This window comes from Robertmurraya sp. DFI.2.37, from assembly GCF_029211245.1.
Classification (GTDB): Bacteria; Bacillota; Bacilli; order Bacillales; family Cytobacillaceae; genus Robertmurraya; species Robertmurraya methanolica_A.
The window spans coordinates 64,685-88,817 of record NZ_JARGEJ010000012.1 but is presented as its reverse complement, the minus strand read 5'-3'; the positions used below and the strand labels follow the sequence as shown (position 1 = coordinate 88,817).

Sequence of the window (24,133 nt, the reverse complement as noted above, 5' to 3'; positions counted from 1 at the left end):
TGTGAGTATTAAAAAGGAGAGCGAAAATGAAGAAAAGATTAGGCATCGATATAGATGGAACCGTTACTCGTCCGGAGACGATCCTTTCGTATATGAATAAAGAGTTCGGTTTATCATTAACGTTAAAAGACATAGTCGATTACGATCTATCTCTGTTAGTTGACATCCCAGCCTCAGAATTTGCGCAATGGTGGCTCAATATTGAAGCAAAAGTATATGAAGAGTCACCTTTAGCGGATCACGTAAAGGAAGTTTTGCTTGAATGGGAAAAGTTGTATGAACTATATTTTATTAGTGCCCGAAGCACCCATTTATTAGCAATTACCGAGAATTGGTTTAAAAAAGAGGGCTTGCCCTTTCATCATATTGAGCTAACCGGTTCGCATAATAAGGTCAAATTGATAAAAAATTACCAGCTTGATTTGTTTATTGAAGACAAACATGATAATGCAGTGATTATTCATCAAGAATGCAAAATCCCTGTTCTTCTCTTCGACACCCCGTACAATCAAGGGCCACTCCCGCAAGGTGTCATCAGAATTTATCATTGGTTTGAAGCAAAAGCATGGGTTGAAAAATGGATAAAAAAGCATAGAGCCTTTGAGTAAGACTCTATGCATTACATTCAGGACAACGTCCATAAATTTCAAATTTGTGGCCTGAAATATCAAATCCTTGTAAATTCTCACTTAAACTTTGCATTGGGCACGTTTCAATTTCTTTTGTTTTGCCACAGTCCAAGCAAATAAAATGATGGTGATGAGTCTGGTGAGAGCAAGTAAATCGAAAATGCTTTTCACCCGATAATTCCGTCATTTCAAAAATCCCTAATTCAACAAACATTGAAAGATTGCGGTATATCGTATCAAAACTTAGGCCAGGATAATCATCCTTCATTTGATCTAAAACATCCTTCGCCGTTAAGTATTTTTCACTATTTGAAAACAATTCGAGCATCTCTTCCCGTTTTCCGGTATGCTTGTACCCTTTTTCTTTCAATAATTGTAATGCTTCACTTACATTCATGATTTCACCCCATTATTAACAGGTCTGGATGAGCTTATTTTCTTTAAGCCGATCGTGACAACTAATATTACTACTGCGATCATAACAATAGTTCCACCCGGTGCCAAGTCTAAATAATAAGAAATAAATAATCCGCCCAAAACAGATGTTTCTCCAAATAATACGGAATAAAAAATCGTTTCCTTAAATCCCTTTGCAATTCGGATGCTTGCGGCAACCGGTAGCGTCATTAAAGAAGAAACTAAAAGAATTCCAACGATCCTCATTGATGCAGCAATTACGAGGGCAACCATAATAATAAAAATGAAATGAATGCTTTTAACAGCGATGCCAGATGCTTTCGCATGCTCTTCATCAAATGATAATAAAAACAGTTCCTTATACAACAGAATAATTGCAGTAATCACAAATATGCTAATGAATAAAATTGTATATAAGTCAGCCCTGCTTACAGCACTTACACTTCCAAACAAATAACCGAATAAATCCGTATTAAATCCATCTGCTAAAGAAATAAAGATTGCACCTAAGCCAATTCCTCCCGAAAGGATAATGGGGATCGCCAGCTCTTGATAATGCTTATACACGGTGCGCAGCTTTTCGATAAATAACGAACCGGTTACAGAAAACGCCATTCCCATATACAGTGGATTTAGACCACTCATCACTAAAAACTTTTTTTCAAGGAGAAGACTTGCCGCGATTCCAGCTAGTGTCACATGACTCAATGCATCCGCAATGAGCGATAAACGTCTAACTACGATAAAAACGCCTAGCAATGGAGCAATTACACCAATAATCATCCCCGTCAGAAAAGCATTTTGTAAAAATTCAAATTGAAAAATATCCCCGATCATTTTCAAACTCCTTCATGATGATGTTCATGGGAGAGCAAATGAACATCATGACCATAAATCTGCGACATGTCATTAATTTGTAGCTGTTCAAATTCCTCGGATTTCCCATGGAAATGTAAAAATTTATTTAAACAAGCTACATGCGATACTTTATCAGAAATGGTACCAATATCATGCGTAACCAACAGCAGTGTAATTCCTCGCTCTTTATTTAAATGGGCGAGCATCTCATAAAAGGATTGGACATTTTGTGCATCTACACCAACCGTAGGTTCATCAAGAATCAGCAATTTCGGTTCACTTACTAATGCTCTCGCAATAAAAACCCTTTGCTGCTGTCCACCTGAAAGCTGTCCAATATTCCGATTCCGATATTCAGTTAATCCAACCGAGTCTATCGCTGTCTTAATCTTTTGATGGTCCTCAGCCCGCAAAAATTTAAACAGGCCAATCTTTTTGGTTAAACCGCTACTTACGACCTCATAAACAGTCGCAGGAAATCCGGTATTAAACGAATTCGCTTTTTGCGAGACAAATCCTATTTGCTGCCAGTCCTTAAAGCGGTGTATTTCCTCCCCAAAAAGGCGAATACTTCCTTTTTGGAGCTTCAAAAGACCAAGAATTAATTTTAATAATGTAGATTTCCCAGACCCATTCGGTCCAACTACAGCTAAAAAGGCTCCCATAGGGATCGTTAGTTGTATATTCTCTAAAACATTTTCCTTTTCATAATGAAAAGACAAATCATCTATTTCGATAATTGGTTGCGCGGCATTCATCATATCACCTATTTTTTGAAATTAGCCATGTATGAACATGTTGTTGGTTTCCACTCAAGTTCAAGGTTTAAAGGAAGACCTTCAACAGCCTGATTCATAGCTTCGAATTTAAAAAAGAATCATTTCGATTTAGAAGTATACAGGATCAAATCTTTATTGTAAAGCTTTATGCAGTCCGTCACAACTAAATGACCATGCTCATAAAGTAAAGAAGAAGGGGTGTGGGACATTTGAAAATCTTCCAGAAAATTATTAATCATAAAATCAATTCCATTACAGGAAGAGAGTTGCTTAAATACGCTAAGCAATTTCAAATAAGCATTACAGATGAACAGGCAGAACAAATCGCCGCCCATTTAAGAGGAAAAAATGTTAATATTTTTAATGATGTAGAAAGGAAAAACCTCATAAATGAACTTACCAACATTGTCGGCAACGAAAAAGCAAACGAGATAAATCGTATTTTTGTTAGTTTTACAAAATAATGGAGAAAAGAAATCCACTTCAAAAGAAGCGGATTTCTTTCTCCATCTTACTCGGCTAAAATATTTTCTAACAAGTTTTCATTAAACTCTTTTTCGCGAAGCATGGCAATTTCATGCTTGTAAGGTGCTTTTTTATTATTTTTATCTTCACCTACATAAGGTGTTTCAAGAATTTTCGGGATTTCCATCAATTGAGGATGGTGAACAATAGCGTTTAATGCCTTAAATCCGATATGTCCAAATCCAATATTCTCATGCCTGTCCTTACTAGCGCCTCGTTCGTTCTTACTATCATTAATATGGAGCACTTTTAAACGATCAATGCCGACAATTTTATCAAATTCATTTAATACCCCGTCAAAATCTTCGACAATATTATAGCCTGCATCATGGGTATGACAAGTATCAAAACAAACAGAAAGACGCTCATTATGAGTGACCCCGTCAATAATCATTGCAATCTCATCAAATGTTCTCCCACATTCTGAACCTTTGCCTGCCATTGTCTCTAAGGCTATTTGCAACGATTCCTTTCCTGTCAATACTTCATTCAACCCTTCAATGATTTTCTGAATGCCCGCTTCCGCTCCTGCACCGACATGGGCACCAGGGTGGAGCACAATTTGCTTAGCGCCAATCGCTTCTGTCCGCTCAATTTCACTTCTTAAAAACCGGACACCTAGCTCAAAGGTATCAGGATTGGTTGTGTTTCCAATGTTGATAATATAAGGTGCGTGGACAACTATTTCATCAATGCCATGCTCTTTCATGTGTTGGCGTCCTGCTTCAATATTTAAATCCTCAATTTTTTTGCGTCTCGTATTCTGCGGTGCACCTGTATAAATCATAAAAGTATTAGCACCGTATGATACAGCTTCTTCACTTGCAGATAAAAGCATCTTTTTTCCACTCATTGATACATGCGATCCAATTTTTAACATCATCATCTCTCCCTTAAAATAAACATTACTCACTTATTTTCTTTTTAAGCGATTTTGACGCTTTCTAATTTTATCAACCTCTGATTGCATTTTTTTCTTATAGCCAGGCTTTACCTTCTTCGGTTTTTTTACAATTGCTTTCGCCATAACATCAATCTCATCCTGCTGTCTTTGCCGTTTCTTTCTTTTGTTACGATCGCTAATTTCAACGATCTCCCCCTCTTTTAAGTCAACATTTTTAAACTGAATCCCAAGATTTTCTAGACGATTAAGCGCATCCTCATCTGACGAACTGTAAATTGTTAAGGCAATACCCGAGTAACCCGCACGAGCAGTTCTCCCTACACGATGAACGTAAAAATCTAAATCTGAAGGTAGCTCATAATTAATAACATGACTTATTCCTTCAATATCAATTCCTCTTGCCGCCAGATCTGTTGCTACAATGTATTGAAATTCTAAATCCTTAATTTGTTTCATCATTTTTTTGCGTTCTCTAGGGTTTAAATCGCCATGAATTCGGCCAACTTTTAGACCCTTATTTGTTAGCGCAGATGCTACCTCTTCTGCCATTTTTTTAGTATTTGTAAACACAATCGCTAAATATGGATTATATGCCGTCAACACATCATAGACAACTTCCTTTTTATTACGATGACGGGCAGGCAATAGATAATGTACAATTTTTTCTGCTGTTAATTGTTTTGGTTCAATATGAATGTATTGAGGATTTTCCAAATATTTTTTCAAAAACGGCTTCAGCTTTTCAGGTATTGTCGCAGAGAAAACAAGAATTTGCAGCTTTTCTTGCATTTTTGAAGCAAATTGATCAATATCTTCAAGAAAGCCCATATCAAGCATTAAATCTGCTTCATCAACGACAAGTGTAGTCGATTTATGAATAAAGAGCGCCTGTTCCTTCGTTAAATCATTAATCCTCCCAGGAGTACCAACGACAATATGCGGCTGAACCTTAAGCTTTTCAATCGTTCTCTGCTTGTCCGTCCCACCGATGAATAAACGCGTTAATATCTCTTCATTACTGAACTCCGTTATTTTTATGATCTCTTGATAAATTTGGCTTGCAAGCTCCCGTGTTGGTGCAGTAATCACCGCTTGTACCTCTTTTTTTGTTGGATCAATTTTATCGATAATTGGTAAAATATAAGAATGGGTTTTTCCCGTTCCCGTTTGCGACTGTCCAATGGCACTTTCTCCTTTTTGGACGAGTGGGATCAATCTTTGTTGAATTTCCGTTGGTTCGTGAAATCCGATCTTCTGTAAAGCCTCCATTACAAATGGTTGAAATCCATATATATTAAATTTCGATTCTGTCATAGTTCTACTCCTTCATTATCTTCGTCCCGTTTTCGGACATCATCTACTCATTATAATCGAGAAATGTCATTCATGCCAATTAACGATGTTTTCTTATCCTTTATACCAAATTCATAACAATTCCGCAAAAGTACTTAACGATTCCAGCCTAGATGCATACGTTAATAGGAGAGAATCTATGCATATATCTAAAGTGCAAAAGATTGAAAGGAGGAAGCAACATGCCACCAAGAATGAGAGCTCCTTTCCCCCCACCTGGAAACCCAGCCATGCGTTCTATGATGCCTAGAGGTGGCCCTTCCATAAATAGGGCTGGATTTAGACCGCCACAACCGCAACGGGGAGGCGGCAGCGGTGGACTATTGGCAAAGATATTTGGAAATCGCGGAAGTCAAAGAGCAAATTCAAATCCTTTTTCTTTCCCTACTTCCACTGCAGCCGGGCAAGCCGCTAGCCGTGGCGGAAGCAGTGGCGGTTTACTCAAAACTTTAACCGACCCGAATGCGTTAAACGGATTTTTGGCGAATACTGAGAAAGTGCTCAATACTGCACAGCAGATCGGGCCAATGGTTCAGCAATATGGGCCAATGGTCAAAAACTTGCCTTCATTATGGAAGCTGTATAAAGGCTTCAGAGATCTCCCTTCCGACTCTGAAGATGATGCTTCTAAAAAAGAGACTCCAAAAAAAAGCACGAAGAAAAGCAATGGTCATACGAAAAAGAAAAAAAGTCTAAGTTCTGAAGAACATAAAGAATCAAATCAAAAAAGAAGTTCTTCTGAAAATAGGGCATCTGCTCCGAAATTGTATATTTAATTGCTGGATAGTTCCCGGAAAGAATGCTGTTACTAGCATTCTTTTTTATGTCATCTACTTTTGTGAAAGATTCTGTTCCATTTCTTGTAAAGCTTTTTAATTTGACACAAAATTTGCCTTGAACAATCTTAATATCCCTTCCCTTCAGCTTAAATTCTAATGCTCAACATCCCTTCCCTGACAAGCTTTAACATTTAATAACTTCCCATTTTTACGACAGGCCTTTGCAAAAAAAACTTCATGAAATCAGCCGTATGGGAACGCTTATCACTCTTCCCACTTCTTTTTCCAACCTCCTCAAATTGAGGTTTCAGACAAAATCCTTTATAATGAGTTCGTAGGAGAAGAATACATTATAATGATTAGAAATAAATTTTGTGTTTATTGCACGACATTCTATCAATTTCTGCTTTTTTGTATAAAAGTGAGAGGTTGACTAATAGATTAAGAGCAATCTTCGCTTTTAGGAGGTTTCGAAATGAAAGTTATTAAAATTTCTCCACGCGGCTACTGCTATGGTGTCGTTGATGCTATGGTCATTGCAAGAAATGCTGCTTTAGATAAAACATTGCCAAGGCCAATCTATATCCTTGGGATGATTGTTCATAACAAGCATGTCACAGATGCTTTTGAAGAGGAAGGCATTATCACATTAGATGGAAGCAATCGTAAAGAAATTCTTGAAAAAGTTGACCAAGGTACGGTTATATTTACCGCTCACGGAATCTCCCCTGAGGTTCGTGCTTTAGCAAAGGAAAAAGGACTTGTAACGATTGATGCCACATGTCCTGATGTGACTAGAACTCATGATCTTATTAGAGAAAAAAAAGCAGAAGGGTTTCAAGTGATCTATATTGGCAAGAAAGGCCATCCAGAGCCTGAAGGAGCGCTAGGTGTTGCTCCTGGCATTGTGCACCTCGTTGAAACTGAAGAGGACGTAAATAAACTTCAACTCAATCATGATAAACTGATCATCACAAACCAAACGACGATGAGCCAATGGGATGTTGGTCATATTATGGATCTCCTTAAGAAGAAATTCCCTCATGCTGAGTTTCATAACGAAATTTGCAATGCTACTCAAGTAAGACAAGAAGCTGTAGCGCAAACGGCAGGAGCCGCCGACGTAACAATTGTCGTTGGCGATCCAAAGAGCAATAATTCTAACCGATTAGCACAGGTTTCAGAGGAGATTGCTGGCACAAAAGCGTATCGAATTGGTGATGTTAGTGAGCTGAATATAGACTGGATTAAGGATGCTGAAACGGTTGCTGTCACTTCAGGTGCATCAACACCGACACCAATCACTAAGGAAGTTATTTCATTTATTGAGCAGTTCGATCCAAACGATCAATCCACCTGGAATGTAGAAAAAAAGGTTCCTTTAAGTAAAATTTTGCCAAAAGTAAAAAAAGTATAGCCGCGTTATCGGCTATACTTTTTTGTCGTTTAGGAAATGAACCCTTCATTGTCATAAATAAGCAGTTAACTTTTTACACAGCCGCTACAGGGACCGGATGTGATTACTTTAGCGAGAAGTTTTAAGGTGTGCACTTTAATGATTGCGAAGAGACCATTCACGCCTCGATGCTTACATAAATTGAAACGGGTCTGTATTCGGTTTCGAGGCAATAAACGAAACATTTAAGCCCTTGTCCTGACACATTTTAGTCAGAACATTGACAACCCCCTGCTTCATAATCATTTCAATATGATGACCTGGATCGATAATATTCAAGCCTTCCATCATGGCATCATGGGCAACGTGATAATACATGTCTCCCGTAACATAAACATCTGCCCCTTTAAACTTCGCAGAGCGGAAATACTTATTGCCGTCCCCACCAAGTACAGCGACTTTTTTGATCCGATCCTTTAGGTTTCCGACGACGCGCACGCCAGTTACACCCAATGCCTGTTTGACATGCATGGCAAATTCCTCTAATGACATCTCATCTATATAGCCGATTCTCCCAAGTCCTAATGTCTCTCCTCTATTATCTAATGGATAGATATCGTAAGCCACCTCTTCATATGGGTGGTTTTTAAACAGAGCAGAGAGTATCTTCTTTTCTAAATGGGCTGGAAAGATGGTTTCTACTCGAGTCTCATTCACACTCTCAAGCTTACCGTGCGTGCCAATATGGGGATTTGTATTCTCTCCAGGGAGAAATTGACCCGTTCCATTAGTGGAAAAAGTACAATGACTGTAATTACCGATTGCACCAGCTCCCGCATTTCCTAATGCTTGTTTTAGTGCTTCTGCGTTTTCTTCCGGTACATAGACAGCTAGCTTTTTCAGTTTCACTTCGTAGGTCGGAACAAGAACCTCCGTATTCGTTAATCCCAACGCATCAGCCAATAGATCATTAACCCCGCCTTTTGCCACATCTAAATTGGTATGGGCAGCATAAACAGCAATATCATGCTTAATAAGTTTTTCAATGATCCTGCCAGATGTCTGTTCAGTTGTAATTTTTTGCAATGGACGGAAAATAATTGGATGATGGGCAATAATAAGTTCAGCGTTTGCAGCAATTGCTTCATCGACAACTTCTTCCAGCACATCTAAAGCTACCAATACCTTGCTAATCGGTTTATTAAGACGGCCGATTTGCAAACCAACCTTATCCCCCTCCATCGCATATGCCTTAGGCGAAAATTGTTCAAATAATTCGATCACTTCATAACCATTTGCATTCTTCATTACTCCAATACCTCCTCTACTAGCAATATTTTTTTTCTTAGCTCCATTCTCTTCTTTTGATTGTCTTCATTTTCAGCCGCTTCTTCAAGCTTACCTAATATTCTTTTCCAATTGGCCACTTCACCCTGCCATTTTTTCACGAAAGGCACTTTTTTTTGCTCGATTAAAAACGGACCCATTAATAAAGCAGCAGCAATATTCGTATTATGATAAGGCTTATTGGGATCGCCTTTTTCAGCGACTAGTATTTCGTAAACTTTCCCGTCTTCTTCCAAAATTTCTTCCGCCACTAACTGCCAACCATGCTCCAATAGCCAGAGCCTGATTGACTTAGCACTTAAATTAGGCTGCAGTATGAGTCGTTTAACATTTGTAAGCTTTGCTACACCAGCATCAAGGATGCTTGCAATCAACGCACCACCCATACCCGCAATTGTTATACAATCAACTTCATCATTAGAAATGACCTCTAGTCCATCTCCTTTGCGTACTTCGATCCTATTTGATAGGCCTTCTGCTTCGACCTGCTTTTTAGCAGATTGGAAAGGGCCTTCTACCACTTCGCCAGCAATAGCATAGCTGACTTTCCCTTTCTTTACAACATGGCATGGCAAATAGGCGTGATCTGAGCCGATATCCGCAAGCCGACTCCCTTCTGGTATGTATTGCGCTACAGTTTGCAGACGCTGCGATAATTTATCAATATTCATTTCTTCACCACTTTTTCAATACTATAGAGTTGTCCATTTTATAAGTATAGAAAAAGTCCTTTACATATGCAAAGGACCTTATAGTACTATTTTGTTTTATTCTAATCCTGCGAGCCATTCTGCCATTGCCTCTTCTTGACCTGGAACTAGTCCTCCAGGCATACCGCCTTGAGTTCCATTCGTTAAGATATCAACAATTTCCTCATGACTAAATTTATCACCAACACCAATTAATGCTGGGGCAGTTGCACCCTCATAGTTACCACCATGACAAGAAACACAGCCTTTTTGTTGGTAAAGCTCTTCTGGAGTTGCAGACGCTAGGTCTTCTGTTTCTGCACCGCCATTTTCTTGCTCAGCTGCAATTTCTTTCATGTCTCCGACACCTTTAAAAGACATTAAGAACATAGCAGCCACCCCAATGACCATGATTAAAACAAATGGAATAATTGGATTCCGATTCATTGCGTTTAAACCTCCCTTATGTAAAAACCGCCAGTCAAATAGATGAGTCAATTCCATAATGAGCTTAAAGGTAAAAACGAACATTTATATCGCAGAGCAAAAAATCAGATCATTTCATCGCGTTCGTTCAATTCCTATTATAGGAGCCATTATGAAAAGGACAAATATAAATACAAACAACCTTTATTTTACTCGAAAAATGATAGAAGGAAAAGACCTAAAGTAAAGTTTGTCACAGTAAGTTCAAAAAAAAGTCAAAAACTTCACTTGTTATCGTGAAGTTTCATTGGTTATGATATGTTTTTTCATTATTTTTATTCTAATCATTCTTAACAGCCTATTTGGCGAGCAATGACCATTCGTTGAATCTCTGACGTTCCCTCCCCAATTTCTGTTAATTTTCCATCTCGTAAATAGCGTTCGACTTCGTACTCCTTCATATATCCATAGCCACCGTGAATCTGAATTGCTTGATCGGCTACCTCGCAACAAATTTCCGAGGCATAGAGCTTGCACATCGACGCTTCCTTTGTAAAAGAGCGCCCAACGTCCTTTAACCACGCCGCTTTATAAACCATATTGCGAGCGAGTTCAATCTTCATCGCCATATCAGCTAACTTAAATTGAATTGCCTGAAATTTTGAAAGAGTGGTTCCGAATTGTCTTCTTTCTTTTGCATATTGCAGCGCTTTCTCATAGGCGGCCTGAGCAATTCCTACGGCCATCGCCCCTATTCCAATCCTTCCCCCGTCTAACGTAATAAGAAATTGTTTAAATCCCTCGCCTTTTTTTCCAAGCAGATTTTCGGTCGGAACTTCAACATTATCCAGAATGAGCTCTGTCGTATTTGAAGCGTGTAAGCCCATTTTTTCATAATTGTTTTTAACTGAAAATCCTGAAGCATCAGTTGGAACAATAATCGCACTTATTTCTTTTTTTCCATTCACTTGACCTGTCACAGCCGTCAACGCAAGATGTTTTGCGTAGCTGGCATTGGTAATAAAACACTTGCTTCCATTAATTATAAAGGAGCCACTTTCTTCCTTCGCCACCGTTTCCGTACCCGCGGCATCAGATCCCGCATTAGGTTCCGTTAGCCCAAATGCTCCGAGTGAACGCCCTTGGCAAATAGGCACTAAATATTCTTGCTTTTGCTTTTCTGTTCCAAATAATGCGAGAGGAGCACCACCTAATGAAATATGAGCAGAATACGTGATGCCAGTTGATGCACAGGCCCTACTTAATTCCTCTGTAACAATCGCAAAGCTAATTGTATCAGCTCCCCCTCCCCCATACTCTTCCGGAAAAGGCAAGCCCATCATTCCCATTTCACCAAGTTTGTTGAAAATATCACATGGAAACTCCCTTTTCATATCACGCTCAATCGCCCCAGGTTCAACCTCTTCCTTCGCAAACTCCTTAATTGTACGGCGAATCATGTTTTGTTCAGGCGTAAATTCAAAATTCACGGAAACTCCCCCCTTGACCTGACGATGCAATCGCTTACAATGATAGTATGAAGAAGTTCCGTGAATTATCTCTATATTTCTAAAAAAGCTGGGCATTAATCTAAAAAATTTGGATCAAAATAGATATTACGACAAAAACTAAACCAAGATATCCAGAAATCAAAAAATATACGAGCCTTAACTTTTTCCCTGTTATAATCCATAACAAGCAATTCAAACATAGTACAACATAGAGAATAATAATATTGTCGCCCATGAAATTTGTTGCTATTTCCGCACTCGACAATAATAAAAGAAGACCCGTCATTATTAAAGCAATATGATACTGTACGCCTTTTTTGAAAAAATAATATGTGAGCATGATTCCCATTATCGTAAAAAGAACTGCAATCACTATTTGCAAATCGAAAGATAATTCTGTAAAATAAAAGAAAAAAACATATATTGGAATTAATAAGAGCGGAAGAATATATTGCTTCTGAAATGCTTTTTTGATTTTTTTTGATTTAGACTGCTGAGGATGGTTTCCCTCCGTGTATAAGGTTAATAAATAATCACAATACTGTTCTGGAAGCATCCTGTTTTCCTTCCAGGTCATTATTTCATTTACAATTATTGCTTTTCGCTTTTCATCCATGGTTTCGCATCCTTTATAATAAAAGGCTATTCTTTATAAAAAGAAAATAGCTTACCTCAATTGTAAGAAGTAAACTATTTTCTAGCAATAACTTTCTTATATTTTATTCAAGCTTTATTCTAAAAAGTCTTTTAATCTTTTGCTTCGGCTTGGGTGTCTAAGCTTGCGAAGTGCTTTAGCCTCAATTTGTCTTATCCGTTCACGTGTCACTCCGAAGACTTTGCCCACTTCTTCAAGTGTACGTGTGCGTCCATCATCTAATCCAAAGCGTAGACGTAGCACATTTTCTTCTCTATCGGTTAATGTATCTAGAACATCTTCAAGCTGTTCTTTTAATAATTCATATGCTGCGTGTTCAGAAGGAGATGTCGCATCTTGGTCTTCAATGAAGTCTCCTAAATGTGAATCATCTTCCTCACCGATCGGAGTTTCAAGAGACACAGGTTCTTGCGCAATTTTTAAAATTTCACGGACTTTATCTGGTGTTAAATCCATATCTTCCGCAATTTCTTCTGGCGTCGGTTCGCGTCCCAAATCTTGGAGAAGTTGACGTTGTACACGAATTAATTTATTGATCGTTTCGACCATATGAACCGGAATCCGAATCGTTCTTGCTTGGTCAGCAATTGCACGAGTGATCGCTTGGCGAATCCACCATGTTGCATACGTACTAAATTTAAAACCTTTGCGATAATCAAATTTTTCAACTGCTTTAATTAAACCCATATTTCCTTCTTGAATTAAATCAAGAAAAAGCATTCCACGTCCGACATAACGCTTTGCTATACTAACAACGAGACGTAGGTTTGCCTCAGCTAAACGGCGTTTTGCTTCTTCATCACCATCTTCAATTCTTTCAGCTAAGTTAATCTCTTCTTCAGCCGAGAGTAGATCAACGCGCCCAATTTCCTTTAAATACATGCGCACAGGATCATTAATTTTCACACCAGGAGGAACACTGAGGTCGTTTAGATCAAACTCTTCTTCTCCTTTAGAAAGCTCCTGTACATTCGGATCACTATCGTCATTCTCATCCACAAGTTCTACACCATGCTCTTCTAAGAAAGCATAAAATTCATCCATCGTATCCGAATCTAATTCAAAACTGGACAGTTTTTCTGCAATATGATCATAGGCGAGAACACCCGTTTTCTTTCCTACTTCTGTTAATTGTTCCTTTGCTTGTTCTAGGGTCAAATCTGAATCAACCTCTTTTGAACGGGCCGACTTTTCAGCCATATGTACCCCTCCTTCTAAAAATCACGAAAACGATTGGAATTTTTACTTTTATCGTTAAAATTTGGGTTATGTTTTATTACATAACCTTCATTTTGAAACCACTTTTAATTATAAGGATTTTCTGAGCTGAATGATTTCCATCGCAACTCGAGCTGCACCAGAAAAATCAGATTCTGCCTCCAGCTGTTGCCGTTCTCTTTCTTTTTCCTTTATCATTAACAACTTTTGATGTTTCAACACCTGATTAATATAATCGCTTAACTCTTGTTCACTCAGTTCTTCATTAACTGACATCATTTCAATGTTAGCAATAACCCGCCTAAGTTTATCATCTGTCAAATAGTTTATAAACTGACTTGGATTTGGCTCCATTCCTTTTTCATAGTATCCATATAAATAAGTAATAATCGCTTGATGCTCATCAATATTAAAAGAATGACTTGAGAGCCTCTCTTGCACTTTATAAGCTATATTAGGATCTCTCATCATGTGGTAAATTAATCTTCTTTCAGCATTGTGAAAGGCTGGTTTTAATGGTTCAATCTGCCTACTGGAAACATATTTTTGCTTTTGTTCAGCAAAGGACTGCCCTTGGTTTTTTCTTTTTTGTGCAAAATAGAGCTGCTTCTGTTGCTCTTTTAAAGCATCCAAGGAAAGAGAAAATTCATTCGAAATTTGCCTTAAATAATGATCTCGCTCCACCGCCTTATCGAGCTGGCTAATTTCCCTTAATACTTCTTCGATATACTGCAAGCGATCTCCTTCGTTTTGCAGATCTTTTCCTCTTCTGAAGTAAAGAAGCTTAAAAGCCATGAAAGTCATGCTTGAACCAACGATTTCTTTTGTAAATCTATCTTCTCCGTATTTCTTAATATAATCATCCGGGTCTAAACCATCTGGCATCATCGCGACTCTCACTTGAGAGCCAGCTTCACTCAATAAATTGGCTGCACGATAAGCCGCTTCAATCCCTGCATTGTCAGAATCATAACAAATCGTTACAGATTCACTATTTCTCCTAATTAAAGCAACGTGGTCACTTGTCAACGATGTTCCCATTGTAGCAACACCGTTTTCAACTCCAGCCCTGTTTGCAGCGATACAATCGGCAAAACCTTCGAATAATACAATCTGCTGCAATTTTCTCATGCTCGGTCTTGCTAAGTGAAAATTATATAAAATTTTGCTTTTATTAAAGATTGCTGTTTCGGGACTATTTAAATATTTAGGTTCTTCTGACCCCAATGATCTCCCTGAAAATGCAATCGTATTTCCTTTTTGGTCAAAAATAGGGAACATAATTCGATCGCGAAAACGGTCAAAATAAGTTCCGTCCTTTTCTCGTTTAATAATGAGACCTGATTTTTCCAATATAGCGGGTTCAAACTTTCTCTTTGTCAAAAATTTATAAACAAATTCCCATGAATTTAATGCATAACCAATTTGAAATTTCTCAATTGATTCTAATGTAAATCCACGATCAAGCAGATATTCCAAAGCGTGTTGACCGTCTTTTGTATTCACCAGCAAATGATGGTAAAATTTACGTATTAATTCATGAGCTTCAATCATTTGTTTTAATTCTTTTGAAAAAGATGTCTCAGTTGTAGATGCAACCTGTGATGATGAAATATCCAATGCGATATTTGCTTTTTCAGCCAGCTTAATCGCTGCTTCAGGAAACGTGAGACTGTCAAGCTCCATAATAAACGAGAAAACATTTCCACCCGCTCCACACCCAAAACAATGATAAATTTGTTTATCTGGTGAAACGGAAAAGGATGGTGTGTTTTCACCATGGAATGGGCATAATCCCATGTAGTTACGCCCTTGTTTTTTTAGTTGCACATAGTCGCTAATGAGATCAACTATATCAACGGCTTGGCGAATTTCATTTATTTTGTCTTCCGGAATTCGCACTTGCATTGAAAACAACTCCATATATTGTAATTTCGTAAGGTCATAACATGAAAAAAGAAATGTTTATAATAAGCTCAATGATGAGATATTCGGCAAAAATCAAAGAACCCCTTTAATTTTCGACAATAATTTAGTGAAATTTTTTTCAAAGGAGATTCGATCGTCCGTTGTGAATGGCTTCGGTCCCTTGCCATACTTCCCTTGTCTTCGTGCTTTTGCCGCTAAATATCGCATATGCAGTGCAGCTTCAATATCCTTCTCATCATACAAACTTCCTCGTGGGCTTAGGACATAAACGTTTTTTGCCAATAGGGTTGAGGCTAAACCAATGTCCTGTGTAACAGCTATGTCACCAGCATGGACATGATTCATGATAAACAAGTCTGCAGCCTCTTTATCTGAATCAACATAATGCCAATTCCCACCTAAAGGATTGTTTATCATATGATTGTAGGAAGCAACAAAGGAAACATCCACACCAAAATTCTGAGCAATTTCGACAATTTCCGCTTTCACCGGACAAGAATCGGCATCCACTATGACCTTTACATTTCCTAATGTACTATAAATTCTACATCACTCCACATATTCCTGCTTAAAATAGGAATAAGTTTTAAATCTTGAATTTGTCGAATTTTCTTTTGGTTCTGAACTTGACTTCTATTCATAATTAGTTTATTCGTTCGGAAGTAAGTCTAAACCTATAATAAACATTTTTATCACAATTTTTTATTATAGTATAAACAATAGTATTTTTCCATTATTTTTTCTTACATAATGAAAAAGCTTTTTAAGCAATATGTTGACTCAAATGATTTTTGCCTTATTTCGTCAGTTGCCTTGGTTTCACACACCCTTTAGTTACACTAAAGGATTGGAGAAAAACTGAGCAAAAGACCAACATCGACGTATAAAAAAGAAAACTAGCACAATGTTTATGCACTAGTCACCCTCACTTATTGAGATATTTTTCTCTTATAATACTGATTTAAAATGATATTCGCTGTTTCTTCCACAGCCTTGTTCGTCACATCAATCGTCTGGCAACCGATTTTGGAAACGATTTTCTCAAAGTACTCAAGTTCTTCGTTAATTCTCGTTAAGTTAGCATAGCTCGCTTGATCATTTAGTCCAAGGGAAATCAACCGCTCTCGTCTAATGCTATTTAATTTTTCCGAACCAATTTTTAATCCAAAGCATTTTTCAGGCGAAGTATGAAAAAGCTCTTCAGGCGGGTCAACTTCAGGAACTAACGGTACGTTGGCAACTTTAAGTCGTTTATGAGCTAAATATTGTGAGAGCGGCGTTTTCGATGTTCGCGAAACCCCAACAAGGACGATATCAGCCTTCAAAATCCCCCTCGGATCTCGTCCGTCATCATACTTGACGGCAAACTCGATTGCTTCCACCTTTTTGAAATAATCTTCATCAAGCTTTCTGACCAATCCTGGTTCAAAAAGAGGTTTTATTCCACTTGCTGCTTGAATCTCATCAATTAATGGTCCAATGATGTCACAAGCATAAATCTGTTCCTTCATACTCGCTTGCTTCATATAATCACGAATCTCTGGTTTTACTAACGTATAGGCAATCATGCCCTTGTCCATTTTCACAAGTGAGATAACCTCATCAATATCTTCAATATCCTCTACATATGGGAATCGTTTAATGGTGGCGTTGCTACCATTAAATTGGCTAACTGCAGCCTTTGTTACAAGCTCTGCTGTCTCCCCAACAGAGTCAGATACAACATAGATGATTGGAACCTTTCCCATTTAAAAAACCATCCCCTCTGTCACTTTTTCGACTATGTTTCCTTATAGAGACTTGACCCTACAAAACATAAAAGATGCTTGCATTTATTTTCAAGTTACTCCCGCATATCAAGTTTCGTATGTACAAAAAGTCATTTACTCATTATTGGCAAGGGCGACCAACGCTTTTGTTAAGTTCGTTTTTGTAACTCTGCCAATCACTTCAAATCCTTTATCTGTTTCTTTAACGACAGGTAAAGCATCAATTTGTTTATCGATCAATTTACTTGCTACATCAATTAACAAATCTTCTTTTACACACATCGTAATATTGGGCATCCTTGTCATTATAATATTAACCGGGAGAGTCGTTAATTCCTGCTTGCCAATACTTGCGCGAAGTAAGTCCTTTCTAGACAGCACTCCAACTAAAAGATTTTTCTGATCTACCACAAATAGTGTTCCCACATCTTCTAGAAACATCGTTACGATTGCATCATATACAGAGATATTTTCATTGACAACGACCGGGATAGATTGATAGTCCTTTACATACAGTTTTTTGAGACTCTCAGTTAAAAGTTGCACCCCTGATTTCCCTGTATAAAAATAGCCGACCCTCGGTCTAGCATCTAAATATCCTGCCATCGTTAAAATGGCCAAATCTGGTCGCAGCGTAGCACGAGTTAAGCTTAACCGTTCAGCAATCTGTTCTCCAGTTATAGGACCATTTCCCTTCACGATTTCTAAAATTTGCTCTTGTCGTTTGTTCAGCTCTATTGTACTCACCACCTAATCAACCTAGTGAATAATGCTATACTTTATGACTATTATTATATACTACTTAAAGTTGTACTGAAAGTTTTTACTTAAAGGACTATGCCAATATTCCGAACACTATCAGCAAGAGCCCGCTCATGTAGAGCAGGCTCTTACAAATAATAGCCAATTGGATAAATTTCCTAATTACACCATTTTCTATTTCACGATTATTTCAGTAACATCAGCAAAACCTTTAATCACATTTGCAACTCTCGCTAATAAACTCAGTCTATTTGTTCTTAACTTTTCATTCTCAACCATAACCATCGTATGCTCAAAATAGTTGTTGATCGGCACCTTTAATGATACAAGTAATTGAAAATACTCTTCTTCTGTTACTTCAGTTTCTAGAGCACTCTCTACTGCAGTCAACGCTGTATTCAGTTCGCTTTCCTGCTCATTTTCAAATAATGCTGAATCTACATCGACTAACGCTTCCGCCTTTGCTGCAATATTAATCACCCTGCTCAACGCTTCTATCGTATCTTTAAAATCAGCATCCTCTTTATGGTCATTCAGCGTTTCTGCTTTACGCACTAGCACTGCTACACTACCTATTTTTTGCGAAAGGACAGCATCAATAACATCATAGCGAATACCTCGTTCCTGCAGAACGTATTTAAGTCTGAGTTTAAAGAAAGCGATCAGTTCCTTCTCTAACTCCGCACTCGTTAACTTTGAAAATTGAGCTTTTTCAACCGAATCAATCGCAAGTAAAATAAGTTTCTCAAGTTCGACATGCCAGTTTTTATTGATCAGTGTTTGCACGATTCCAGTTGCTTGCCTTCTTAAAGCATACGGATCTTGTGAGCCGCTTGGGATCAATCCGATTGCAAATGTAGATGCAATCGTATCTAATTTTTCAACAATCGCCAATGCCGCTCCTGCATTCGATCGCGCTGTATCATCCTCAGCATTTCTAGGCATGTAATGCTCATTAATCGCTTTTGCGACTTCTTCTCGCTCACCCTTTTGAATAGCGTATTTCTCACCCATAAATCCTTGAAGTTCTGGGAATTCGTACACCATATTCGTTACGAGATCAAATTTGCTTATTTCTGCAGCACGATTCGTAATATTTTTATCCTCATTTGAAAAATTTAATTCAAATGTTAGCATATTAGCTAATTGTTTAACACGTTCTACCTTCTCAGCTAAAGTGCCAATTTCCTCATGATAAACAATCGTTTTAAACTTCTCTAAAGCCTTATCAATCTCAAGCTTCTGGTCTTCTTTATAGAAAAATGCCGCATCGGCTAACCGTGCTTTTAACACTTTCTCATTCCCTTTTGCAACGGTTTCGAGATGCTGATGGTCCCCGTTACGGACTGTTACAAAAAAGGGAAGGAGCTTTCCTGCTGAAGACTTAACTGGGAAGTAACGTTGGTGTTCTTTCATAGAAGTAATTAAAACCTCTTCCGGTAGTTCAAGAAATTCTTCTGCAAACTTTCCGAAAAGTGCAGTAGGGTATTCGACTAAATTATTTACCTCTTCCAGCAAATCCTCATCAATTGGAATAACCCAATCATTTTCTTCTTCTATTTTTTTTAATTGTGATACGATTGCAGCTTTTCTTTCCTCACTATCCGCAATTACATACTGTCCTAGAAGGGTAGGAACATACTCTTCTGGTGAAGAAATTTCTACCTTTTCTCCAAGGAAACGATGTCCCATTGTCCAATTGCTTGTTGCTACGTTTGTGATTGTAAACGGAATAATCTCGCTGCCGTATATAGCAACAAGCGATTTAATTGGGCGAATATACTTCATATCCTCATTTGCCCAACGCATATTTTTCGGAAAAGTTAAGCCGGTAATAATTTGCTTCAGTTCAGGTAAAAGTGAACGAGTTTCTCCTCCTTTAATAAACTTTTCTACATGGGCATATTCGACCCCGCCGATTTCCTTAAAGTAAATATCATCAACACTCATCCCTTGTCCGCGGGAAAAGCCAATTGCAGCTTTTGACCAATTACCGTTTTCATCTAGAGCAATTTTTTTAGCTGGTCCTTTCGCTTCTTCCTGAATATCTTGCTGCGACTCAGAAACTTCTTTCACGATGACTGCCAAGCGACGCGGTGTCGAATAGGAATGGATTTCTCCAATTTCAATTTTTTGATCGATAAACCATTTTTGAATTCTAGCGGTAAATTGCTCAATCGAACTTGTGACAAAACGTGCAGGCATTTCCTCTAAACCGATCTCAATTAATAAATCCTTACTCATGGCTCATATCCTCCTTTGCCTGTAAAATCGGAAAGCCGAGCTTTTCCCTTTCCTCATAAAATGTTTTCGCGATTTTCCTCGCTAAATTGCGACAGCGACCAATATATCCAGTTCGTTCTGTAACCGAAATAGCCCCTTTAGCATCTAACAGGTTGAACGTATGGGAGCATTTTAGCACATAATCATAGGCTGGATGAACAAGACCTTCGTCCATCTGACGATGTGCTTCCTTCTCATAAATATTGAATAAATGAAAGAGCATTTCAGTGTCCGATGTTTCAAATGTATACTTAGAATGCTCGAACTCAGGCTGAAGGAAAATATCTCTCACCGTAAATCCTTCTGTCCACTCTAGATCAAAAACATTTTCCTTTTCTTGAATGTAAGAAGCTAAACGCTCAATTCCATAAGTAATCTCAACAGAAACAGGCTTACATTCTAAACCACCAACTTGTTGAAAATACGTAAACTGAGTAATTTCCATACCATCAAGCCATACTTCCCAGCCTAGACCAGCACAGCCAAGGGATGGATTTTCCCAATTGTCCTCAACAAAACGAATATCATGCTCTAACGGATTAATTCCTAATGCCTTTAAAGAGTCTAAGTAAAGCTCTTGTATATTATCTGGCGAAGGTTTCATAATCACCTGAAATTGATGGTGCTGATAAAGACGATTTGGATTTTCTCCGTAACGTCCATCTGCTGGTCGACGAGATGGTTCAACATAAGCTACATTCCAAGGCTCTGGGCCGATTGCACGCAGGAAAGTATACGGACTCATCGTCCCGGCTCCTTTTTCAACATCGTAAGCTTGCATGAGAATGCAACCTTGATTAGACCAGTGCTTTTGTAACGTTAAAATCATGTTTTGAATATTCATTGTTTCTTCCCTTCCTTCTCATTTTCTCGCATATAGAAACAAAAAACTCCCGTTCCCTATGCTTTAGTAAGCATAGGGACGAGAGTTTACCCGCGGTTCCACCCTATTTGCTGCCATTGCTATTGCTATTGATGACAGCCACTTTCAAACGAACGCTCCGGAACGCCCTTCCTTAACGCCCTATCTCCTAGCTTACACCATCCTAGGATCGCTTTCATAGAGAAATGTTAAGTACTCTTTTCCTTCTTCGCGTATTGTAATTTTCAATTATAATATCGAAAAACAAAAAAAATGTCAATGATTCATCACCTATAACTGCTCATCAAGAAAGCGTCGTTCAGTGAATGAAAGTTGCCTTTTTCGTGCTGAGCACCCTTCTAAACTATAAGGTGATGAAGCTTATCAGAGATTGTAAAAACCCCATAAGCGGCACCTGCTTTGGTCTGTTTTATTTTTTGGGCTCTGCGCATGAGATAACAGACTTAAACTCAAGTTAAATAGCGTAAATAGCCATGCGAAATAACGCATATCTAGCTTTTCTCGTCTAATCCTTTGATTTGATCCATTTGTTTTAAAAATCGTTTTGTTTTTAAATTCAGACCAGAGTACTCATCATAATAGGCAGATATAATCGTTTTTAGTTCTTTTTTTGTTTCCTCTTTAACGGAAATATTCCCCAATCTTGCAATATCAATGAAATAAAATAACCGTAAAAGCTGTACAGTTGCTTTTGAAATCTTATAATGATACGGGTCTTTCTCGAGACATTGGTGACAAATAAAGCCTCCTTCTCGAATCGAAAAGGAGAACTCACCTTCGGTATTCCCACAAATGGAGCACTGATTAAGCACAGGATATAATCCAAGCATATTAAGAATTTTCATCTCATAAATATTCATTAATATCTCCGGATCGACACCCTCGTTCATATAGTTTAGAGTTTGATAAAGAAGTTCAAATAGAAAAGGATTTGGTTTTTTCTCATCTGTAGCTTTGTCAGTTAAATCAATGATATAACTTGCATAGGCGGTAAGAAAAATATCTTCCTTAATCCCTCTCATTGAGGAAATAATATCCCCTTGTTGAAGATTTCCTAAACCTGTACTTTTCTTAATTAAGAAATATCCATATGTAAAAGGTTGAGTGACGGCCGCTAAGCGGCTGTTTGGCTTTTTGGCCCCTCCAGCCATCACACCAACCTTTCCCCATTCTCGGGTATATAAAGTGACAACCTTATTCGCTTCTCCATAATGACTTGTTCGAATGACGATGCCCTCGCATTTTTGCAGCATCGACCATCACCATCCATCCTTTAGCAGGACAAAACTAGAGATATGGAAACTTCTCTGCTAGCTCGTTGCTCTGATTTTCGGGTATTTCTTGATTTTCTTTCTCCAATTCCTTGTAGAGAAGATACGTGTCAATATTACCTGTCTCTGAAAAGATTCTCCAGGTAAAATCCAACATCAAAAACCCCACCTTTCAATTTTTCGACTAGCAATTACTATCCCAAATCCTTAACCTTATCATAGCCCTGACATCTAAATTTCATGTTACATAAATATTGTTAAAACGACCAATACATAGGGAGCGCTCACGCTCACCTGCCAGTTTTTTAGACAAGTAAATATTTCGAAACATGCATATTCTAATGGCTTACATAATAATTTAGAAAAAAGAAGAATGTTAGTATTCATCCTCACGAAAACCGAAATCACGGAGTTGTGTCATTTTATTGCGCCAATCTTTTTGTACCTTTACCCACAATTCAAGAAAAACCTTTGTTCCTAAAAGGTTTTCTATGTCGATTCGCGCTCTTTTCCCAATTTCTTTAAGCATGCTACCTTGCTTACCAATAATAATTCCTTTTTGCGAATCTCTTTCAACAATGACTGTAGCCATCACATGAACCACATCTTTGTCTTCCCGACGCTCCATTTTTTCAATTACAACAGCTAAAGAATGAGGAATTTCTTCCCGCGTCAAATGGAGCGCTTTCTCTCTAATCAGTTCTGAGACAATAAATCTTTCAGGGTGATCAGTTACTTGATCTGCTGGGTAAAACTGTGGACCTTCAGGTAAATACTTTTTAATTTGCTCAAGTAATGTTTCGACATTATTGCCTTCTAGAGCAGAAATCGGAATCACTTCTGCAAATGGGTGCTTCTCTTTATAGGATTCAATTAACGTTAATAATTGATCAGGGTGTATTTTGTCAATTTTATTAATCACTAGGAAAATCGGTGTCTTTACACTCTTAAATTTCTCAAGGATAAACTCTTCTCCACGCCCATAGCCCTCTTCAGCATTGACCATAAACAAGACGATATCAACTTCTTTTAGCGTGTTTTGAGCGACCTTCATCATAAAGTCACCAAGCTTATGTTTTGGCTTATGAATTCCTGGCGTATCAATAAAAATAAGCTGCGCGTCATTCGTTGTAAGCACACCTTGAACTTTATTTCTCGTTGTTTGTGGCTTATCACTCATAATGGCAATTTTTTGCCCAATCACTCGATTTAAAAATGTTGATTTTCCTACATTGGGACGTCCAATAATGGAAATAAATCCTGATTTATGTTGTTTAGTTTCTTCTACGTTAGTCATGCAAATCCTCCGGTGTAAATGCTCCAGGCAATAATTCTTCTATCGTTAGTTCTTTAATATCCCCTTTTAAGTTCGTTAAAACTACTTTCATGTCTTTTGGGCACAATTCCGCAATCACTTGACGACATGCACCGCATGGAGGAACAGGTCGGTCCGTATCCGCTACGACAGCAAGAACAGTAAAATTTCTCACCCCTTCAGAAACGGCTTTAAACAATGCTGTTCTCTCAGCACAGTTGGTCATGCTATATGCTGCATTTTCAATATTACAGCCATGATAGACCTTTCCATCGGCTGTGAGGAGGGCAGCTCCCACTTTAAATTTAGAATATGGTACATAGGCTTTATCCATTGCGATCTTTGATTGTTCGATTAATTCTGCTTGATTCACCAATTACTACTTCCTTTCATAACGAAGACTGCTACTTCCTATATTTTACCGTATTCTTGCCA

Annotated in this window: 25 protein-coding genes and 1 other annotated feature; of the genes, 4 read left to right on the top strand and 21 right to left on the bottom strand. The window is 38.1% G+C overall.

Annotated features, from left to right (window positions below; genetic code table 11):
- Positions 1-26: 26 nt before the first annotated feature.
- Positions 27-608 carry a hypothetical protein gene (locus PZE06_RS09100; RefSeq protein ID WP_150915376.1) on the top strand — a complete coding sequence of 194 codons (582 nt, stop codon included), beginning with the start codon at positions 27-29 and terminating at the stop codon, positions 606-608.
- Positions 609-612: 4 nt separating this feature from the next.
- Here PZE06_RS09100 and zur read toward each other — a convergent pair whose 3' ends face one another.
- From zur to PZE06_RS09085, 3 genes are read right to left on the bottom strand one after another with little or no spacing between them, the layout of a single operon-like run.
- On the bottom strand, positions 613-1,026 hold the full coding sequence (zur, locus tag PZE06_RS09095; RefSeq protein ID WP_095306838.1) for a zinc uptake transcriptional repressor Zur: 414 nt from the start codon (positions 1,024-1,026) through the stop codon (positions 613-615).
- On the bottom strand, positions 1,023-1,883 hold the full coding sequence (locus tag PZE06_RS09090) for a metal ABC transporter permease (protein ID WP_150915375.1): 861 nt from the start codon (positions 1,881-1,883) through the stop codon (positions 1,023-1,025). The genes zur and PZE06_RS09090 overlap by 4 nt, the downstream gene beginning before the upstream one ends.
- A gap of 2 nt (positions 1,884-1,885) precedes the next feature.
- Positions 1,886-2,662 carry a metal ABC transporter ATP-binding protein gene (locus PZE06_RS09085; RefSeq protein WP_150915374.1) on the bottom strand — a complete coding sequence of 259 codons (777 nt, stop codon included), beginning with the start codon at positions 2,660-2,662 and terminating at the stop codon, positions 1,886-1,888.
- Positions 2,663-2,883: 221 nt separating this feature from the next.
- Here PZE06_RS09085 and PZE06_RS09080 point away from each other — a divergent pair, with 221 nt between their 5' ends.
- On the top strand, positions 2,884-3,147 hold the full coding sequence (locus PZE06_RS09080) for a DUF2624 domain-containing protein (RefSeq protein ID WP_309145447.1): 264 nt from the start codon (positions 2,884-2,886) through the stop codon (positions 3,145-3,147).
- Positions 3,148-3,194: 47 nt separating this feature from the next.
- Here the strand turns inward: PZE06_RS09080 and PZE06_RS09075 are convergent, their stop codons facing one another.
- Together PZE06_RS09075 and PZE06_RS09070 are read right to left on the bottom strand one after the other, a co-directional pair.
- Positions 3,195-4,088, bottom strand: coding sequence for a deoxyribonuclease IV (locus PZE06_RS09075; protein ID WP_150915372.1), 894 nt, complete (start codon positions 4,086-4,088; stop codon positions 3,195-3,197).
- Positions 4,089-4,121: 33 nt separating this feature from the next.
- The gene (locus PZE06_RS09070; RefSeq protein WP_150915371.1) at positions 4,122-5,426 is read right to left on the bottom strand and encodes a DEAD/DEAH box helicase; all 1,305 of its coding nucleotides are present in this window, start codon (positions 5,424-5,426) and stop codon (positions 4,122-4,124) included.
- 221 nt (positions 5,427-5,647) lie between these two features.
- On the opposite strand from PZE06_RS09070, the gene vrrA reads away from it, so the two are divergent.
- Together vrrA and PZE06_RS09060 are read left to right on the top strand one after the other, a co-directional pair.
- Complete coding sequence (gene vrrA, locus PZE06_RS09065; RefSeq protein WP_191963193.1) at positions 5,648-6,241, top strand: VrrA/YqfQ family protein; 594 nt, start codon at positions 5,648-5,650, stop codon at positions 6,239-6,241.
- A 478-nt stretch (positions 6,242-6,719) separates the two neighbouring features.
- A complete protein-coding gene (locus PZE06_RS09060) occupies positions 6,720-7,661 on the top strand; it encodes a 4-hydroxy-3-methylbut-2-enyl diphosphate reductase (RefSeq protein ID WP_150915369.1) in 942 nt (313 codons plus the stop codon).
- A 171-nt stretch (positions 7,662-7,832) separates the two neighbouring features.
- Here PZE06_RS09060 and PZE06_RS09055 read toward each other — a convergent pair whose 3' ends face one another.
- From PZE06_RS09055 to PZE06_RS08980, 16 genes are all read right to left on the bottom strand, one after another.
- Positions 7,833-8,948, bottom strand: coding sequence for a Nif3-like dinuclear metal center hexameric protein (locus tag PZE06_RS09055; protein ID WP_150915368.1), 1,116 nt, complete (start codon positions 8,946-8,948; stop codon positions 7,833-7,835).
- Positions 8,948-9,658, bottom strand: a complete 711-nt coding sequence (locus tag PZE06_RS09050) for a tRNA (adenine(22)-N(1))-methyltransferase (protein ID WP_150915367.1) — start codon at positions 9,656-9,658, stop codon at positions 8,948-8,950. The genes PZE06_RS09055 and PZE06_RS09050 overlap by 1 nt, the downstream gene beginning before the upstream one ends.
- Positions 9,659-9,754: 96 nt before the next feature.
- Positions 9,755-10,123, bottom strand: coding sequence for a cytochrome c550 (gene cccA, locus PZE06_RS09045; RefSeq protein WP_150915366.1), 369 nt, complete (start codon positions 10,121-10,123; stop codon positions 9,755-9,757).
- A 329-nt stretch (positions 10,124-10,452) separates the two neighbouring features.
- A complete protein-coding gene (locus tag PZE06_RS09040) occupies positions 10,453-11,592 on the bottom strand; it encodes an acyl-CoA dehydrogenase family protein (protein WP_150915365.1) in 1,140 nt (379 codons plus the stop codon).
- A 100-nt stretch (positions 11,593-11,692) separates the two neighbouring features.
- A complete protein-coding gene (locus tag PZE06_RS09035) occupies positions 11,693-12,229 on the bottom strand; it encodes a hypothetical protein (RefSeq protein WP_150915364.1) in 537 nt (178 codons plus the stop codon).
- A gap of 114 nt (positions 12,230-12,343) precedes the next feature.
- A complete protein-coding gene (rpoD, locus tag PZE06_RS09030) occupies positions 12,344-13,468 on the bottom strand; it encodes an RNA polymerase sigma factor RpoD (protein ID WP_095306850.1) in 1,125 nt (374 codons plus the stop codon).
- A gap of 108 nt (positions 13,469-13,576) precedes the next feature.
- A complete protein-coding gene (gene dnaG / locus PZE06_RS09025; RefSeq protein WP_150915363.1) occupies positions 13,577-15,394 on the bottom strand; it encodes a DNA primase in 1,818 nt (605 codons plus the stop codon).
- A 93-nt stretch (positions 15,395-15,487) separates the two neighbouring features.
- A complete protein-coding gene (locus PZE06_RS09020; protein WP_150915362.1) occupies positions 15,488-15,925 on the bottom strand; it encodes a YaiI/YqxD family protein in 438 nt (145 codons plus the stop codon).
- Positions 15,926-16,344: 419 nt separating this feature from the next.
- Positions 16,345-17,163 carry a pyruvate, water dikinase regulatory protein gene (locus PZE06_RS09015; protein ID WP_150915361.1) on the bottom strand — a complete coding sequence of 273 codons (819 nt, stop codon included), beginning with the start codon at positions 17,161-17,163 and terminating at the stop codon, positions 16,345-16,347.
- A gap of 135 nt (positions 17,164-17,298) precedes the next feature.
- On the bottom strand, positions 17,299-17,934 hold the full coding sequence (gene ccpN / locus PZE06_RS09010) for a transcriptional regulator CcpN (RefSeq protein ID WP_150915360.1): 636 nt from the start codon (positions 17,932-17,934) through the stop codon (positions 17,299-17,301).
- Between the two features lie 186 nt (positions 17,935-18,120).
- Positions 18,121-20,190, bottom strand: a complete 2,070-nt coding sequence (gene glyS, locus PZE06_RS09005) for a glycine--tRNA ligase subunit beta (RefSeq protein ID WP_150915359.1) — start codon at positions 20,188-20,190, stop codon at positions 18,121-18,123.
- The gene (gene glyQ / locus PZE06_RS09000; protein ID WP_095306856.1) at positions 20,183-21,073 is read right to left on the bottom strand and encodes a glycine--tRNA ligase subunit alpha; all 891 of its coding nucleotides are present in this window, start codon (positions 21,071-21,073) and stop codon (positions 20,183-20,185) included. The genes glyS and glyQ overlap by 8 nt, the downstream gene beginning before the upstream one ends.
- A 71-nt stretch (positions 21,074-21,144) precedes the next feature.
- Positions 21,145-21,330: a binding site (T-box leader), on the bottom strand.
- A 273-nt stretch (positions 21,331-21,603) separates the two neighbouring features.
- Positions 21,604-22,365 (bottom strand): DNA repair protein RecO, encoded by a 762-nt coding sequence (gene recO / locus PZE06_RS08995; protein WP_150915358.1) that lies wholly within the window; start codon positions 22,363-22,365, stop codon positions 21,604-21,606.
- A 34-nt stretch (positions 22,366-22,399) separates the two neighbouring features.
- Entirely contained in the window at positions 22,400-22,540 is a 141-nt protein-coding gene (locus PZE06_RS08990; protein ID WP_019154550.1) for a YqzL family protein, read from the bottom strand.
- Between the two features lie 219 nt (positions 22,541-22,759).
- On the bottom strand, positions 22,760-23,680 hold the full coding sequence (gene era / locus PZE06_RS08985; protein ID WP_150915357.1) for a GTPase Era: 921 nt from the start codon (positions 23,678-23,680) through the stop codon (positions 22,760-22,762).
- Positions 23,673-24,071: a cytidine deaminase gene (locus tag PZE06_RS08980; protein ID WP_150915394.1), complete on the bottom strand. Its 399-nt coding sequence runs from the start codon at positions 24,069-24,071 to the stop codon at positions 23,673-23,675. The genes era and PZE06_RS08980 overlap by 8 nt, the downstream gene beginning before the upstream one ends.
- Positions 24,072-24,133: the final 62 nt, after the last annotated feature.

Excerpts from the sequence above, each read along its gene's own strand:
- PZE06_RS09035 (WP_150915364.1), bottom strand. The coding sequence starts at position 12,229 with ATGGATGAAAAGCGAAAAGCAATAATTGTAAATGAAATAATGACCTGG.
- PZE06_RS09050 (WP_150915367.1), bottom strand. The coding sequence starts at position 9,658 with ATGAATATTGATAAATTATCGCAGCGTCTGCAAACTGTAGCGCAATAC.
- PZE06_RS09075 (WP_150915372.1), bottom strand. The coding sequence starts at position 4,088 with ATGTTAAAAATTGGATCGCATGTATCAATGAGTGGAAAAAAGATGCTT.
- cccA (WP_150915366.1), bottom strand. The coding sequence starts at position 10,123 with ATGAATCGGAATCCAATTATTCCATTTGTTTTAATCATGGTCATTGGG.
- PZE06_RS09055 (WP_150915368.1), bottom strand. The coding sequence starts at position 8,948 with ATGAAGAATGCAAATGGTTATGAAGTGATCGAATTATTTGAACAATTT.
- PZE06_RS08990 (WP_019154550.1), bottom strand. The coding sequence starts at position 22,540 with ATGTTGGATTTTACCTGGAGAATCTTTTCAGAGACAGGTAATATTGAC.
- PZE06_RS09060 (WP_150915369.1), top strand. The coding sequence starts at position 6,720 with ATGAAAGTTATTAAAATTTCTCCACGCGGCTACTGCTATGGTGTCGTT.
- PZE06_RS09015 (WP_150915361.1), bottom strand. The coding sequence starts at position 17,163 with ATGGGAAAGGTTCCAATCATCTATGTTGTATCTGACTCTGTTGGGGAG.
- glyS (WP_150915359.1), bottom strand. The coding sequence starts at position 20,190 with ATGAGTAAGGATTTATTAATTGAGATCGGTTTAGAGGAAATGCCTGCA.
- PZE06_RS09090 (WP_150915375.1), bottom strand. The coding sequence starts at position 1,883 with ATGATCGGGGATATTTTTCAATTTGAATTTTTACAAAATGCTTTTCTG.
- PZE06_RS09085 (WP_150915374.1), bottom strand. The coding sequence starts at position 2,662 with ATGAATGCCGCGCAACCAATTATCGAAATAGATGATTTGTCTTTTCAT.
- recO (WP_150915358.1), bottom strand. The coding sequence starts at position 22,365 with ATGCTGCAAAAATGCGAGGGCATCGTCATTCGAACAAGTCATTATGGA.
- zur (WP_095306838.1), bottom strand. The coding sequence starts at position 1,026 with ATGAATGTAAGTGAAGCATTACAATTATTGAAAGAAAAAGGGTACAAG.
- PZE06_RS09070 (WP_150915371.1), bottom strand. The coding sequence starts at position 5,426 with ATGACAGAATCGAAATTTAATATATATGGATTTCAACCATTTGTAATG.
- dnaG (WP_150915363.1), bottom strand. The coding sequence starts at position 15,394 with ATGCAAGTGCGAATTCCGGAAGACAAAATAAATGAAATTCGCCAAGCC.
- PZE06_RS09100 (WP_150915376.1), top strand. The coding sequence starts at position 27 with ATGAAGAAAAGATTAGGCATCGATATAGATGGAACCGTTACTCGTCCG.
- vrrA (WP_191963193.1), top strand. The coding sequence starts at position 5,648 with ATGCCACCAAGAATGAGAGCTCCTTTCCCCCCACCTGGAAACCCAGCC.
- era (WP_150915357.1), bottom strand. The coding sequence starts at position 23,680 with ATGACTAACGTAGAAGAAACTAAACAACATAAATCAGGATTTATTTCC.
- rpoD (WP_095306850.1), bottom strand. The coding sequence starts at position 13,468 with ATGGCTGAAAAGTCGGCCCGTTCAAAAGAGGTTGATTCAGATTTGACC.
- glyQ (WP_095306856.1), bottom strand. The coding sequence starts at position 21,073 with ATGAATATTCAAAACATGATTTTAACGTTACAAAAGCACTGGTCTAAT.